Consider the following 15,515-nt stretch of genomic DNA (forward strand, 5'->3'; position numbering starts at 1 on the left):
TCTCATCCTCCTGAGATGTCGAGTTCGGCCTCCGACAGCAGCGACTTCCCGCTGGGATCGAAGATGCGGGAGTCCAACCAGCCTTCGGGCAGGTGCGGCTTCTTCGGCCGGGTGGTGCGGCCGCGGGACCCTTCAGCGGCTTCTCCCGGGTAGGGCGCGGTCTTGTCGAGCTGGTCGAGCAGTCCGGCGAGTTCCTCGAGCGAGGAGACCATGGCCAGCTGGCTGCGCAGCTCTCCCCCGACGGGGTAGCCCTTGAAGTACCAGGCGATGTGTTTGCGCAGGTCACGGACGCCGAGGAATTCGTCCTCGAAGTGATCGACGAGGTATTCGCCGTGTTTGTACACGGCACGAGCCACCTCGGCGAGTCCGGGACGGTGGCGTTCGTCGCTGCCGTTCAGCGCGTTCGCGAGGTCGCCGAACAGCCACGGCCGTCCCTGGCAGCCGCGCCCGATGACGACGCCGTCGCAGCCGGTCCTGGCCATCATGTCCAGGGCATCCTCGGCGGCGAAGATATCACCGTTGCCGAGCACCGGAACGGTGTCGCCGAGGTGGTCCTTGAGCCGGGCGATCGCGTCCCAGTCCGCGGTCCCCGAGTAGAGATCGGCCGCGGTGCGGCCGTGCAGTGCGACGGCGGCGACGCCGGCGTTGCGCGCGGTCTCGGCGGCGTCGAGGAAGGTCGTATGGTCGGCGTCGATGCCTTTGCGCATCTTCACGGTCACGGGCACGTCCCGGCGGGCCGCCTCGGTGACGGCCGTGGTGACGATGGACGTGAACAGGTCCTGCTTCCACGGCAGCGCGGAGCCGCCGCCTTTGCGGGTGACCTTGGGGACGGGGCAGCCGAAGTTGAGGTCGATGTGATCGGCGCGGTCCTCTTCGACGAGCATCCGCACGGCCTGGCCCATGGTCACCGGGTCGACTCCGTAGAGCTGGACGGAGCGTGGAGTCTCATAGGGCTCGTGGTGGATGATGCGCATCGTCTTCGGATTGCGCTCGACCAAGGCCCGGGTGGTGACCATTTCGGTCACGTACAGGCCGGCTCCGTATTCGCGGCACAGACGGCGGAAGGCGGTGTTCGTGATTCCGGCCATGGGCGCGAGCACGACGGGCGAGGACAGCTCGATGGGCCCGATACGCAGGGCAGTTTCGGGCTTCGGGGATGCGGCTTCTGGGGCAGGGCTGATGACACTCACGTAACCATTATCCCAGTCAAGTCAAAATCGCACATTCGTCTGCCTCTCCCGCCGCCTCGGCTCGTCCTTTTCGTCTCAACTCAGTCAACGGCTTCCGTGCGCAGAAATTCCCGCACGTCCCATTCGGTGTCGACGGAGAGCTCGGCGGCGAGCCGGTCGTCGTGGGTGACGATCACCATGGCCCCGCCGAATCCTTCGAGAGCGGTCACCAGCGCCTCGAGCGACGACAGGTCGAGATTGTTGCCCGGTTCGTCGAGGATGAGCAGCTGCGGAGCCGGGTCCTGGAGGAGCCCTGAGGCCAAGGCGACACGGAAGCGCTCCCCTCCGGACAGGGTCTGACAGATCTGGTCGGTGCGTCCGGCGCGCAGTCCCATGGCCGCGAGCACCTCGTGGACGCGGTGCGGGTCGAGCTGCGGATTGCCCGCGCGCACTGCCTCCATCACCGTGAGCTCCCCCGGCAGTCGGTACTGCTGATCGAGGTGAGCCGTCGGCGCGGAGACGGTGATGGCGAGGTCGCCGAAGAGTGCGGCGACCGGCGGACCGGTTTCGGCCCCGACGTGTCCCTCGACCGTGTCGCCCGTGCCCTCGCCCTGCCCGTCCTGGCCGTTGGCAGCCGCCAAGATCGCTGCCAACAGGGTCGACTTCCCCGCCCCGTTCGGTCCGGTCAGCCGGATCCGCTCCGGACCGACGATCGTCTGCGGACGTTCGGACCTCGCCGAGGCGGCCGCGGAGATCTCGAGGACCCGTTTGCTCGCGTGGACCTGAGTGTCCGGCAGGTCGAGGCGGACGCTCGAGGACCGGCGCAGCGCATCCTTGGCGTTGGTGACTTCGTCCCAGGCAGCCGCCTCGTCGGCGGCTTTGTCGCCGCGTCGCTTGGCCGCAGACTTCTCCGCGAAGTGAGCCATGGCGTTGGCTGCGATCCGGGGACGACGCCTATTCAGTTTGTCCTTCGCCCCCTTCTGCTCGCTGCGAGCGAGTTTCGTCTCCAGCTCGATCCGCTGTCGCTTCTCGATCTGGTGGGACTTCTTCGCATCCGTGACCTTCTGCTGCTTCGCCTCCTCCTCCGCGGCGACCATGGCTTCGTAGTCGTCGAAGTTCCCTCCGTAGACCCGCAGCCGGTCGGTCATCTCGATGATCGAGGTCATATGCGACAGCAGCGTGCGGTCGTGGGAGATGACCAGGGTCGGTCCGCGCCGGTCGGTGAGCAGGGACGTCAGCAGAGCCCGCCCGTCCTCATCAAGGTTGTTGCTCGGCTCGTCGAGGATCAGCCACGCTTCACCGACCAGTGCCGCTCGGGCCAGTCCGATGCGTGTGGCCTGTCCACCGGAGAAGCTGCTCAGACTCCGATCGAGATCGCTGACACTCATTTGCAGACCGAGTTCGGACAGCGCCGCCAGGGCTCGCTCTTCGATATCCCAATCGTCGCCGATGAGGTCGAAGTCGGCCCCCGTCGCCTCTCCGGCCAGGGCGCGGCCCAGCGCTTGTCGGACGGGGGCGATGTCCAGTGCGGCATCGACCCGCTGCGTCGAATGCGGCAGCAGCTGGTCGATGTAGACGGCGCCATCGGCACCTGTGACGGTTCCTGACGAGGCACTCAGCCGACCGGCGAGGATGCGGGCGAAGGTGGATTTGCCGATTCCGTTGTCGCCGACGAGTCCGACGAGGTCGGCAGGGATGGTGGCGGTGAGTCGGGAGAAGATCTCGGTATCGTCGCCGAGGCGGTAGTCCAGTTCGGACACAGTAATTGCTGCAGGCATGAGGGTCCTCATTTCGTGTACGCAGAAGCGCTGCGGGCCCGTGGCACCCGCAAGTCACGGTATGAGGATTCACTTCACAGCAGAGACGTCCTTCGTCGGAAATGGAACATATCCATGATCGCCGAGGCGGCTCACCCGGTCAAGACCACCCCTTATTGCTACCTGACGGCGGCTCAGCAACCTGGCGCGAGGTTGCTGAGCTGTGTTGTCTCATGACGTTGCTGACAACCTGACTCATGACGTTGCTGACAGTATGTCTCAATACGTTGTTGACACACTTCGGGCCATGCCTGAAGCCCTTTCACTAGCCAAACGCCGCGCGATCATCGACTTCGACCCCAACGCACCAGACTCACCATCGATCACCGAGTTCTGTCGCCAACACGGCATTACTCGAGCGTCGTTCTACGCAATCCGCAAACGCTACAAAACCGAGGGACTACAGGCACTCCACGCTCGTTCATCGGCACCGAAGAACACCGTGCGAATCTACGACCGGGCCACCACCGATCTCGTGTTGAAGATCCGCACCGAACTCGAGTCCACCGGGTGGGATGCCGGACCGAAATCGATCTGGTATCACGGCGTCGATACCGGACAATTCAGCGAACCCATCCCATCGGTGGCCACGATCGGACGGATTCTTTCCAACTCCGGGCGAGTGAAGGCGAACCCGAAGAAACGTCCCCGATCATCATTGATCCGATTCGTCCGCGCCAACGCCATGGAACTGTGGCAACTCGACGCTTTCGAATTCCCACTCACCGGCAGTGACACCAAGATCACGGTGTATCAGCTCCTCGACGATTCCACCCGCTTCGACGTCGGCACACAAGCCTTCCACGGCGTGGAAAACGGCAATCATGCGATCAAGACGATCTCTGACGCCATCGCCAACTATGGGGTGCCTCAAGAGATGCTGACCGATAACGGTAACGCCTTCAATGGCAACCGTCAGGGTTGGGTCGTGGCCACTCAGCTCTTCCTCGCTGACTATGGGTGCCGAGGAATCTCTGGCAGGCCCGGACACCCACAAACCCAGGGGAAGAACGAACGTGGCCACCAAACACTGCTGAATGTCCTCAGGGCCCACAGACCCCGCAGCCTCGCTGAAGCGCGGAAAGTGGTCGCGATGTTCCGCGACCGCTACAACTATCATCGCCGGCATCAGTCACTGCCAGGCGATATGAATCCTCATCAGGCCTGGCAGGCAGCAATCCACACCCCTTCGGACGGTACGCCGATCCCGCATACTGAAGTCGAAGCGATCGCACGTGAATACGCTCAACGACGACGCGCCCAAGCCGCGATGAACGAGCCACGCGTCGACGAGAAGTCAGTCGGTGAACCTCTCCAGACCGCGGCTGACTCGGTGCCAGACCGTGTCGTCATCGCTTCTGGCAATGCGCAGATCTATTTTCAAGCAGTTGGACTCGGAGTACCGAGATCATTGGCCGGCACCTATCAATCAGTCGTCACTGACGACTTCTACGCACTCTTCGATCCCACCACTGGTGAGGAAGTGGTGTACTTCCCGCTTCCGATCCGCACCGCGGAAACACAGAGACGATATCCGCTGTGGAGAGTCGTCGGCGCCAGGATCCGTGGAGCCACGGATGTGTGGTTGAAGAAGCAACGGGACTACATGCTCATGCACTTCCCCGGCGAGGCCCCGCCTGATTGAACTGTCACGAAATGCCGCTGACAACCTCGTTCGTTTGGTGTGAGCAACCTATGGAGTCAGGTCGTTCACAACCTAGTGAGCGAGGTTGTCAGCAACGTATTGAGTGAGGTTGTCAACAAGGTCGCGAGTTTCCACACGAGGTTGCTGAGCCGCCGTCAGGTAGCAATAAGGGGTCAGGCAGGTTCAGACGATGATGAGCATGAGTTCGGCGGGCTCGTCGTGAGAGTTGGCCAATTGGTGCGGAACGTCACCGGGAGCCTGGGCGCAGTCGCCGGCGTGCAGGGTCGTGCGGCGGTCGATGGTGACGACCTCGATGCTGCCCTTGAGAACGAAGAAGCTCTCACGCGAACCGCTGCGGTGGGCGGCGAAGGCCGAGGTCTCGCTGCGCGGATCGAGGCGGTAGTGCACGACATCCATGTTCTCGATCGCCGAAGGCAGATCCCGCCGCCAGACCCCCTTCCCGAAGGTCGAGGTCGTGGGGATCGCCTCACTGCGGGTGATCGTGACTTCCGGAGCGGCCAGCAGTTCGCCGACGTCGACGCCGAGGGCGCGGGAGAGGCCCATGGCGTTCGATACCGATGTGTCCTGCTCGCCCCGTTCGATCTTCGACAGAGCGGCGCGGGACAGTCCCGCCCTCACCGCGAGCTCGTTGAGGGTGAGGTTGTTGTACTTGCGCCGGGCTCTGATGCGGGCGCCGAAGACACGTGCGCCGAGATCCTCTTCTTTCGCCATTGGAGCATCATATTCTATTCTTGGATCATAGAATCACATCTCACAAAGGAAACTTCACCCTATGGCGGCAGTGCTGGCTCTCACTCCGATCCTCATTGCCATCGTCCTGCTCCTGTTCAAGCAGAGTTCCTGGGTCGCCGCTCTCGCCGGCGCCGTGCTCGCGGCCGGTCTCGTCGCCTTCGTCTTCCCCACCCCCGCCTCGGTGTTGGTGGAATCGGGGATCGACTACTTTCCGCTCATCCTCGAGGTCGCGCTCATCCTGCTCTTCGGCATGCTGCTCGCCCGACTGCTCGAGTCCGCAGGGTCGATGTCGCAGATCTCGTCCTGGGTCGAGTCGCTGTCACCGGGTCGCCCCCTCGGGGTCGCGCTCGTCGTGTTCGGCATCGTGCCCTTCGCGGAATCGGTCACCGGCTTCGGCATCGGCGTCACCGTCGGGGTGCCGATCCTGCGTCATCTCGGCTGCACCCTGCGGCAGTCCGCGGTCCTCGGCCTCCTCGGTCTCATCGCCGTGCCGTGGGGCGCCCTGGGACCGGGCACCACCGTCGCAGCGGCGCTGGCCGGGCTGGACGTCGACGAGCTCGGTCTGGCCACGGCGTGGATCAATGCGATTCCGGTCATCATCGTCGCGATCGCTGTGGTCGCGATCATGCGACCGTCCGCCGCCTCGGCGCTGGGGATCATCGGTTCGGGCGCACTCATGTGGGCGGGGATCCTCGCCTCCAGCTCTGTCATCGGCATGGCCCCGTCGGGGATCATCGGCTCCCTGATCGTCATCCTCCTCGTCGGTGCGCTGTTCATGATCCGCAAGAGAGCCACGGGGCTCACGCGCCGCCTCGGCGTGGCGGTTCTGCCCTACGGGGTGCTCACGGTCGGGCTGCTGTTGGCTCGGGCTCTGCATGCCGCGCTGCCGTCGACGGTCACGCAGATCATCGCCTCTCCCCCGTTCTGGCTGGCCGCCGCCTGCCTCATCGCCGCCATCACCGTCGCCGGCAGACGCGATGTCACGGTTGCGGCGTTGCGTTCCTGGGTTCCCATCGGCGTCGGCACCGCCGCATTCATGCTCATGGGTTGGATCATGACGACGACGGGGATGAGCGAGGCGATCGGTTCGCTGCTGCCGGCCGGGCTCATTCTGCTGACTCCCTGGCTGAATTCCATCGGAGCGGTGCTCACCGGGTCGAACACTGGAGCGAACTCGATGTTCACCGGCACTCTGACCGCGGCCGCCGCATCATCGCAGGTTTCGGCCCTGCCGGTCGTCGCGGCCGGAAACGCGGCAGGATCGCTGGCCGCTCTCGCCGCTCCCCCACGGGTGGCGATGGCTGTGCAGATCGCCGATTCATCGGTGGCCGCCTCGGCGAAGGACATCTCCTGGGTGCAGGGCCGAGCACTCGCGGTGGCGGGGATCAACGCCCTGGCCCTCGGCCTGTGGATCCAGTTCTTCGTCTGATCGTCGCCGGCGAGTTCGGCTCGGGGATGCGGACGGAGACTGCCGAGGCGGGGCGGACTGCGCCCGAGGCGCTGCCGCGGAATGCCTCAGACGCGGATGATCTCACGCGGGAAATGGGTGAACGGTTCGCAGCCGGTGTCGGTGATGAGCACCGGTTCCGAGAGCTCGATTCCGTAGCCGTTCATCCACATTCCGCCGATGAGGTGGAAGGTCATTCCCGCCTCGAGGATCTGGTCGTCCTCGGTGCGGATCGAGATCGTCCGCTCGCCCCAGTCGGGCGGGTAGCCGATCCCGATCGAGTACCCCAGGCGACTGGGTTTCTCCAGTCCCGACAGGGCGAGCACGCGATTCCAGGTGCGGGCGAGTTCCGCGGTGGGCACCTCGGGGGCGGCGACGTCGAGGACCGCGGACAGCGCCTCGGCGACCACGCCTTCGAGACGGACGAGCTCCTGCTTCGGTCGCCCGGTCACCGCGGTGCGGGCCAGCGGAACATGGTAGCGGCGGTGGACTCCGGCGAGTTCGATGCTCACCGATTCGTCGCGTTCGAACTTCCGATCGGTCCAGCTCAGATGCGGGGTGTCCGCGCTTTCTCCGGTGGGCATGAGCGGGACGATCGAGGGATAGTCGCCCCAGACTCCGTCGCCTCCTCGGGTCTGGGCTTCGGAGATCGCCGCCGCCACTTCGTTCTGGCCGACGCCGACGCCGATCGCGCCCAGTGCCGCGTCCATGGCGGCGGTGGTCACCTTTGCGGCCTTGCGCATGAGCGCGATCTCCGCCGGAGACTTGACCGCGCGGATCCAGTTGACGAGTTCGAAGGAGTCGACGAGGCGCCATTCGGGCACGCCGTTGACCAGGGCCCGGAAGGCTCGCGGGGAGAAGAAATGCGAATCCATCTCAACCCCGACCGGAGAAGTCGAGGCACGGGCGACCTCCCACCGCTGGCGCAGGGCGAAGGCGACCCAGTCGAAGGGGTGGATATGCGGACGCTGCACATAGCGTTCGGGATAGCCGACGATGTCCTCGGGCGGCAGCCAGGAGGTATGCGAGGCTCCCCGTGCGTCCATATCGCGCATGAACAGCGTCATCGGTCCCGACGACGGCACGAAGAGCAGCTGCGGGGTGTAGAACGACCACGCGTTGTAGCCGGTGAGATAGTAGATGTTCGCCGGGTCGGTGACGATGAGCGCGGCCAAGCCCTGGTCGAGCATGCGGTTGCGCACCGAAGCGATCCGCCCGAGGTACTCCTCGGCGCTGAACGACAGTTCGTTCGCGCCGATCGTATCGACCTCGCCGGGAACCGGCTGCGGGCGCGCCTTGACCTCTTTGCCGGCCTGCCCCTGCTCGGCTCCGGGACGCATCCCGTACACATCCGGGCGATTGTCATCGCCGCCGTAGAACAGCTCACCCTCATTCATGATCCCAGTGTGGTGATCTCGCTCACATACTGTCAATCACTGTCGATGCGCGTGTTGTCGACGGTCTGCCGATCCGCGCAACCGCGGGGATCGGCGGGCTTTCGAAACGGCGGTTCGCAGTCCTTCACAACAGGGATCCGGGCGACCGCTGAGCGGCCGCCCCAGTGATCCGCGAACGACGATTCCGGGCGGTCGGCGAACGACCGATTCGGGTGGTCGGCGAGTTGCAGTTTCAGACGGTCGGCAAACTGCGGTTTCAGGTGGACGACGGCGGCGGATCCGGGCGTCGCGGCAACGGTGCTCGGCATGGATACCCGTCGGCTACCTCGGCGATATTGACGAATCCAGAACCAAACTTTTTCAGTTTCGACGGAATTCGCATACACAACAGCGCATTTCAGCAGATTCGGTGATAGATTGGTCTGAGACGCACATCACGGAGGTGAAGAATGGACCCGCTTCTGCCGAACGGCAGCGGTTCCCGACTGGGGAATCTCGACGAGAAATCTAAGGCGATCATCGTCGAGCTGCAGCACGACGGAAGGAAATCCTATTCGGCCATCGGCAAGTCCGTCGGCCTGTCCGAGGCCGCCGTGCGCCAGCGGGTGTCGCGGCTCATCGATTCGGGCGTCATGGAGATCGTCGCCGTGACCGACCCGCTGAGTCTGGGATTCGCGCGGCAGGCGATGGTGGGGCTCAAGGTCCGCGGGGACATCTCCGCGGTCGCCGAGAAGCTCCACGACTACGACGAGATCGACTACCTCGTCGTCACCGCCGGTTCGTTCGACCTCCTGGTCGAGATCGTGTGTGAATCGGATCGGCATCTGATCGAGTTCGTCAATGAGGAGCTCCGCTCGATCGATGCCGTCGTGGATACGGAGCTCTTCATGTACCTCTCACTCGAAAAGCAGAAATACAACTGGGGGACGCGATGACAGAAAATGTCACCAGGGCCGGCACTCCTTATCAGGATGCCATCCGCAACAACGTGTGGATGCACATGTCACCACACCAAGCACTGTTCAACGGTGGTGAGGCGCCGGTCATCGTACGCGGCGAGGGCCACCACATCTTCGATGACAAGGGCAAGAAGTACCTCGACGGTCTCGCCGGCCTGTTCACCGTTCAGGTGGGCCACGGTCGTGAGCAGATCGCGAAGGCGATGTACGACCAGACACTGAAGCTGCCGTTCATGCCACTGTGGTCGTATGCCCACCCACAGGCGATCGAGGTCTCGGAACGTCTGGCCAGCTATGCGCCGGGCGATCTCAACCGGGTCTTCCTCACGTCCGGCGGCGGCGACTCGGTCGAGTCTGCCATGAAGCTGGCGAAGAACTACTTCAAGCTCGTCGGCAAGCCCGGCAAGCACAAGATCATCTCGCGGGCCACCGCCTACCACGGCACGCCGCACGGTGCGCTGTCGGTGACCTCGCTGCCGGGCCTGCGTGAGCAGTTCGCTCCGCTGGTCCCCGGTGCCCACAAGGTGCCGAACACGAACTTCTACCGGGCACCTGAGCACCTCGCCCACGATGAGAAGGCCTTCGGCCGCTGGGCCGCCGACCGCATCGGTGAGGCCATCGAGTTCGAAGGTGCCGACTCCGTGGCCGCCGTGTTCCTCGAGCCCGTGCAGAACTCCGGCGGCTGCTTCCCGCCGCCGCCCGGATACTTCGAGCGGGTCCGCGAGATCTGCGACGAGTACGATGTGCTGCTGGTCTCGGACGAGACGATCTGCGCCTACGGCCGCATCGGCGACATGTTCGCCTGCAACGACTTCGGCTATGTTCCCGACATCATCACCTCGGCCAAGGGCATCACCTCCGGCTATGCACCGCTGGGTGCGATGATCGCCTCCGATCGGCTCTTCGAGCCCTTCGGCCCCGGCGGCGATGAGACCTTCTACCACGGCTACACCTTCGGCGGTCACCCCGTCGCCTGTGCCGCGGCGATGGCGAACTTCGACGTCTTCGAAGAGGAGAAGCTCAACAACCACGTGCACGAGAACGCTGCGGCGTTCAAGTTCACGCTCGAGAAGCTCAAGGACCTGCCGATCGTCGGCGACGTCCGCGGTGAGGGATTCTTCTACGGAATCGAACTCGTCAAGGACAAGGACACGAAGGAATCGTTCACCGAAGAGGAGTCCGAGCGAATCCTCAAGAACTTCGTGTCGGCGAAGATGTACGACAGCGGTCTGTACTGCCGCGCCGACGACCGCGGCGACCCGGTCATCCAGCTCTCGCCTCCGCTGACCGTCGGTCAGAACGAGTTCGACGAGATGGAGCAGATCATCCGCGGCGTCCTGCAGGAAGCCTGGACAATGTTCTGACCCCAATTGCTACCCGACGGCGGCCCAGCAACCTGGCGCGAGGTTGCTGAGCTGTGTTGTCTCATGACGTTGCTGACAACCTGACTCATGACGTTGCTGACAGTATGTCTCAATACGTTGTTGACACACTTCGGGCCATGCCTGAAGCCCTTTCACTAGCCAAACGCCGCGCGATCATCGACTTCGACCCCAACGCACCAGACTCACCATCGATCACCGAGTTCTGTCGCCAACACGGCATTACTCGAGCGTCGTTCTACGCAATCCGCAAACGCTACAAAACCGAGGGACTACAGGCACTCCACGCTCGTTCATCGGCACCGAAGAACACCGTGCGAATCTACGACCGGGCCACCACCGATCTCGTGTTGAAGATCCGCACCGAACTCGAGTCCACCGGGTGGGATGCCGGACCGAAATCGATCTGGTATCACGGCGTCGATACCGGACAATTCAGCGAACCCATCCCATCGGTGGCCACGATCGGACGGATTCTTTCCAACTCCGGGCGAGTGAAGGCGAACCCGAAGAAACGTCCCCGATCATCATTGATCCGATTCGTCCGCGCCAACGCCATGGAACTGTGGCAACTCGACGCTTTCGAATTCCCACTCACCGGCAGTGACACCAAGATCACGGTGTATCAGCTCCTCGACGATTCCACCCGCTTCGACGTCGGCACACAAGCCTTCCACGGCGTGGAAAACGGCAATCATGCGATCAAGACGATCTCTGACGCCATCGCCAACTATGGGGTGCCTCAAGAGATGCTGACCGATAACGGTAACGCCTTCAATGGCAACCGTCAGGGTTGGGTCGTGGCCACTCAGCTCTTCCTCGCTGACTATGGGTGCCGAGGAATCTCTGGCAGGCCCGGACACCCACAAACCCAGGGGAAGAACGAACGTGGCCACCAAACACTGCTGAATGTCCTCAGGGCCCACAGACCCCGCAGCCTCGCTGAAGCGCGGAAAGTGGTCGCGATGTTCCGCGACCGCTACAACTATCATCGCCGGCATCAGTCACTGCCAGGCGATATGAATCCTCATCAGGCCTGGCAGGCAGCAATCCACACCCCTTCGGACGGTACGCCGATCCCGCATACTGAAGTCGAAGCGATCGCACGTGAATACGCTCAACGACGACGCGCCCAAGCCGCGATGAACGAGCCACGCGTCGACGAGAAGTCAGTCGGTGAACCTCTCCAGACCGCGGCTGACTCGGTGCCAGACCGTGTCGTCATCGCTTCTGGCAATGCGCAGATCTATTTTCAAGCAGTTGGACTCGGAGTACCGAGATCATTGGCCGGCACCTATCAATCAGTCGTCACTGACGACTTCTACGCACTCTTCGATCCCACCACTGGTGAGGAAGTGGTGTACTTCCCGCTTCCGATCCGCACCGCGGAAACACAGAGACGATATCCGCTGTGGAGAGTCGTCGGCGCCAGGATCCGTGGAGCCACGGATGTGTGGTTGAAGAAGCAACGGGACTACATGCTCATGCACTTCCCCGGCGAGGCCCCGCCTGATTGAACTGTCACGAAATGCCGCTGACAACCTCGTTCGTTTGGTGTGAGCAACCTATGGAGTCAGGTCGTTCACAACCTAGTGAGCGAGGTTGTCAGCAACGTATTGAGTGAGGTTGTCAACAAGGTCGCGAGTTTCCACACGAGGTTGCTGGGCCGCCGTCAGGTAGTTCCGGGGCGAAGTTCAGCGGTTCTGGTCGCGTTCACGGGCCTCGCGACGGGTCATCGGCGGCCGCTCCTCGGTGAGGTCGGCAGCCGTGATCATGCCCGAGTCCGCAGCCGTGATCGTGCCTGGGTTCGGAGCCGTGATCGTGCCGGGCGCAGCAGCGGATCCGGTGGGCCGCCTCGGCGGGCGCACTCCCGATTTCACTACGAGGACACCGAGTCCGGTCGTCAGCGGAATCGCAATGACCAGACCGATCGAGCACACGAGGATGCTCACCACCTCCACTGACATGTCCCCGAGTGTGAACGTGTCGAACAGCGGCTGATCGTGCGCGGAGACGATGATGAGCGTCATCAGCGCCGAGCCCACATACGCGAACGTGATCGTGTAGACGGTCGAGGCGATATGGTCACGCCCGATGCGCATCGCCCGAGAGAACAGCTGACCGGGCTTCATCTCCGGGGCAGCGGCTGCCAGCTCCCACACCGCCGAAGCCTGTGTGATCGTGACGTCGTTGAGCACTCCGAGTCCGGTGATGAGGATCGCGCACACGATGATGTCGGTCATCCCTAGATCGGTCGTATCGACCAGCAGATAACCGTCCTCCGAATAGGCGATGCCCAGATTCGCCCAGGACGTCATCCACGCACCGAGGATGCCTGTGATGACGATGCCGAGCACCGTTCCGAACAGCGCCGTCGACGTCCGCGTCGAGATTCCGTGTGCCAGGTAGAGCGCGATGACCATGATCAGGCTCGCCGAGACCATCGCCACGAGCACCGGCGGTTTGCCGTCGAGCATCGCCGGGAGCATGAAGACGAACAGCACGGCACCGGCGAATCCGAGTCCGATGAGTGCGCGCAGTCCCCGCAGACCGGCGACGAGGAGGACGACGATCCCGTAGATGATCGCCAGGGCGAGCATCGGCACGTTGCGGTCGAAATCGATGAACACGTAGTCGGTGCCCATCTCCGCCCGGTCCGGTGACTTCGTGAAGTCGAGGGCCTTGATCGTGTCTCCGACATCGACGCCGGCCTTGACCGCGTCGGGGGTGACGTAGAGGCTGCCTTCCTGCCCGTTCGCCTCCACGGTGTACGTCGTGCAGTCGGCGCGGACCATCGGGTCCGTCTCCCCCGGGTCGCAGTCCGAAGCGTCGACGGCGGTGACGGTGACCTTCGTATCGGTGGTCCCCTCGGCCGTGTTCGTCGTCGGTCCGCCACCTGGCAGATCCTTGTCGGGTCCCGACGGCCACAGTACGAAGAGTCCGGCGATCGTGACGACGATGAGCGGGATGAGGCAGGCGAGCATGATCAGACGAACCTTCGGCGAGGCCTTCGGTTCGTGTGTGGACGTCATATGCATGGCGATCCTTCAGGGACGGCTGACCGGACAGATGCGGGGCGGTCGACCAGGGCGGAATGGCGGCTGGTGCTCACCGAGGCAGCCAGCCATTATCAGAACTACCTGACGGGGGCCCAGCAACCTGGCGCCAGGTTGCTGGGCCGCCGTCAGGTAGTAATTGGGGTCAGGCTCCGGCGAGGTGGTCGGCCAGGTAGTTCTCCACCTGATCGATGCTCACGCGCTCCTGGCTCATGTCATCACGCTTGCGGATCGTCACTGCCTGATCATCGAGGGTGTCGAAGTCGACGGTGATGCACAGCGGCGTTCCGATCTCGTCCTGGCGACGGTAGCGACGGCCGATGGCGCCGGCATCATCGAAGTCGATGTTCCAGCGTCGACGCAGCGTCGCAGCGAGATCCTTCGCCGCCGGTGTCAGCTTCTCGTTGCGGCTCAACGGCAGCACCGCAGCCTTGACCGGGGCCAGACGCGGATCAAGCTTGAGCACGACGCGCTTGTCGACGCCGCCCTTCGTGTTCGGCGCCTCGTCCTCGCTGTAGGCCTCGACGAGGAAGGCCATCATCGACCGGGTCAGGCCGAAGGAGGGTTCGATGACATATGGGGTGTAGCGGTCTCCGCTGGCCTGGTCGAAGTACTGCAGCTTCGCCCCCGAGACCTCCGTGTGAGTGCCGAGGTCGTAGTCGGTGCGGTTGGCCACACCCATCAGCTCGCCCCACTCGGATCCCTGGAAGCCGAAGCGGTATTCGATGTCGATGGTGCCCGCCGAATAGTGCGCACGGTCCTCGGCGGGAACGTCGAGGCGGCGGACGTTGTCCTCGGAGATGCCGAGATCGAGGAACCAGGACCAGCAGTCTTCGACCCACTGCTTGTAGTAGTCGTCGGCCTCGTCCGGGTGGACGAAGTATTCGATCTCCATCTGCTCGAACTCGCGGGTGCGGAAGATGAAGTTGCCGGGGGTGATCTCGTTGCGGAAGGCCTTGCCGATCTGGCCGATGCCGAACGGCGGTTTCTTCCGGGCAGCGGTGAGCACATTGTTGAAGTTGACGAAGATGCCCTGCGCGGTCTCCGGACGCAGGTAGTGGAGTCCGGCTTCGGAGTCGACGGGTCCGAGGAAGGTCTTGACCAGACCGGAGAACTCCTGCGGCTCGGTCCACTGACCGCGGGTTCCGCAGTCGGGGCAAACGATATCGGCCATGCCGTTCTCCGGAGCCTTCTTGTTCTTCGCCTCATACGCCTCGACGAGGTGGTCCTCGCGGTGGCGCTTGTGGCAGTTGAGGCACTCGACGAGAGGATCGACGAAGGTGGCGACGTGGCCGGAGGCTTCCCAGACGCGCTTGGGCAGGATGATCGAGGAGTCGAGGCCGACGACGTCTTCGCGACCGCGCACGAACTGCTGCCACCACTGGGCCTTGATATTGTCCTTGAGCTCCACGCCCAGGGGCCCGTAGTCCCATGCCGAGCGGGAACCGCCGTAGATCTCTCCTGCTTGGAAGACGAATCCTCTGCGCTTGGCCAGGGCGATGACGGCATCCAACTTGGACTGTGCCACTAGTTCTCTCCTTGTTTCAGTTCGCCGACGGCCGGCTGCCGTGGCTCGCAGGTACCAGCCTAACTGGTCACGCCGTCGCTTCCTCAACACCGACCCGAGCCACCCTGACGCCCGACCTCGGCAACGGCAGGAGACCACCGGAGGCGACTGATCTCACACTCGGATTCCCACTCCGGGACCGCCTCGGCGAGCGTGTGGCATGTAGACTTGGGGTACACCCAAACCTTTCTCCGTACCGACGTCTTCACGTCTGTCCAAGCGAGTTCTTGGATCTCTACGGTTTCGGCCCGGATTGCTCACGATGATTGCACAAGCGGCCGCAGGGTAGATCGCCACTACAGTCATCTGCGATCAAGTGTGTG

General features: G+C 63.6%; 12 protein-coding genes. 5 read left to right on the forward strand and 7 right to left on the reverse strand.

Annotation, left to right across the window (positions count from 1 at the left end; genetic code table 11):
- Positions 1–2: 2 nt before the first annotated feature.
- Both dusB and AC3CD9_RS06865 read right to left on the reverse strand, forming a co-directional pair.
- Positions 3–1,190 (reverse strand): tRNA dihydrouridine synthase DusB, encoded by a 1,188-nt coding sequence (dusB, locus tag AC3CD9_RS06860; protein ID WP_488366930.1) that lies wholly within the window; start codon positions 1,188–1,190, stop codon positions 3–5.
- 80 nt (positions 1,191–1,270) lie between these two features.
- Positions 1,271–2,947: an ATP-binding cassette domain-containing protein gene (locus AC3CD9_RS06865; RefSeq protein WP_488366931.1), complete on the reverse strand. Its 1,677-nt coding sequence runs from the start codon at positions 2,945–2,947 to the stop codon at positions 1,271–1,273.
- A 286-nt stretch (positions 2,948–3,233) separates the two neighbouring features.
- On the opposite strand from AC3CD9_RS06865, the gene AC3CD9_RS06870 reads away from it, so the two are divergent.
- Positions 3,234–4,631: an integrase core domain-containing protein gene (locus AC3CD9_RS06870; protein WP_488365421.1), complete on the forward strand. Its 1,398-nt coding sequence runs from the start codon at positions 3,234–3,236 to the stop codon at positions 4,629–4,631.
- A 183-nt stretch (positions 4,632–4,814) separates the two neighbouring features.
- Here AC3CD9_RS06870 and AC3CD9_RS06875 read toward each other — a convergent pair whose 3' ends face one another.
- Complete coding sequence (locus tag AC3CD9_RS06875) at positions 4,815–5,363, reverse strand: helix-turn-helix domain-containing protein (protein ID WP_488366933.1); 549 nt, start codon at positions 5,361–5,363, stop codon at positions 4,815–4,817.
- Positions 5,364–5,424: 61 nt separating this feature from the next.
- Between AC3CD9_RS06875 and AC3CD9_RS06880 the strand changes: the two genes are divergently transcribed.
- On the forward strand, positions 5,425–6,813 hold the full coding sequence (locus AC3CD9_RS06880; protein WP_488366934.1) for an L-lactate permease: 1,389 nt from the start codon (positions 5,425–5,427) through the stop codon (positions 6,811–6,813).
- A gap of 86 nt (positions 6,814–6,899) precedes the next feature.
- Here the strand turns inward: AC3CD9_RS06880 and AC3CD9_RS06885 are convergent, their stop codons facing one another.
- Both AC3CD9_RS06885 and AC3CD9_RS06890 read right to left on the reverse strand, forming a co-directional pair.
- Positions 6,900–8,228, reverse strand: a complete 1,329-nt coding sequence (locus AC3CD9_RS06885) for a M24 family metallopeptidase (protein WP_488366935.1) — start codon at positions 8,226–8,228, stop codon at positions 6,900–6,902.
- Positions 8,229–8,260: 32 nt separating this feature from the next.
- The gene (locus AC3CD9_RS06890) at positions 8,261–8,614 is read right to left on the reverse strand and encodes a hypothetical protein (RefSeq protein ID WP_488366936.1); all 354 of its coding nucleotides are present in this window, start codon (positions 8,612–8,614) and stop codon (positions 8,261–8,263) included.
- Positions 8,615–8,677: 63 nt separating this feature from the next.
- On the opposite strand from AC3CD9_RS06890, the gene AC3CD9_RS06895 reads away from it, so the two are divergent.
- The 3 genes from AC3CD9_RS06895 to AC3CD9_RS06905 all read left to right on the forward strand — a co-directional run bounded on the left by AC3CD9_RS06895 (position 8,678) and on the right by AC3CD9_RS06905 (position 12,086).
- Positions 8,678–9,163, forward strand: a complete 486-nt coding sequence (locus AC3CD9_RS06895; RefSeq protein WP_101547408.1) for an Lrp/AsnC family transcriptional regulator — start codon at positions 8,678–8,680, stop codon at positions 9,161–9,163.
- Positions 9,160–10,551: an aspartate aminotransferase family protein gene (locus tag AC3CD9_RS06900; RefSeq protein WP_488366937.1), complete on the forward strand. Its 1,392-nt coding sequence runs from the start codon at positions 9,160–9,162 to the stop codon at positions 10,549–10,551. The genes AC3CD9_RS06895 and AC3CD9_RS06900 overlap by 4 nt, the downstream gene beginning before the upstream one ends.
- Positions 10,552–10,688: 137 nt before the next feature.
- Complete coding sequence (locus tag AC3CD9_RS06905) at positions 10,689–12,086, forward strand: integrase core domain-containing protein (RefSeq protein ID WP_488365421.1); 1,398 nt, start codon at positions 10,689–10,691, stop codon at positions 12,084–12,086.
- A gap of 177 nt (positions 12,087–12,263) precedes the next feature.
- Here the strand turns inward: AC3CD9_RS06905 and AC3CD9_RS06910 are convergent, their stop codons facing one another.
- Together AC3CD9_RS06910 and AC3CD9_RS06915 are read right to left on the reverse strand one after the other, a co-directional pair.
- Positions 12,264–13,601, reverse strand: a complete 1,338-nt coding sequence (locus tag AC3CD9_RS06910; RefSeq protein WP_488366938.1) for a YibE/F family protein — start codon at positions 13,599–13,601, stop codon at positions 12,264–12,266.
- Positions 13,602–13,770: 169 nt separating this feature from the next.
- Complete coding sequence (locus tag AC3CD9_RS06915; RefSeq protein WP_139469819.1) at positions 13,771–15,153, reverse strand: glycine--tRNA ligase; 1,383 nt, start codon at positions 15,151–15,153, stop codon at positions 13,771–13,773.
- Positions 15,154–15,515: the final 362 nt, after the last annotated feature.

Source organism: Brevibacterium sp. MGP-B1 (assembly GCF_057766545.1).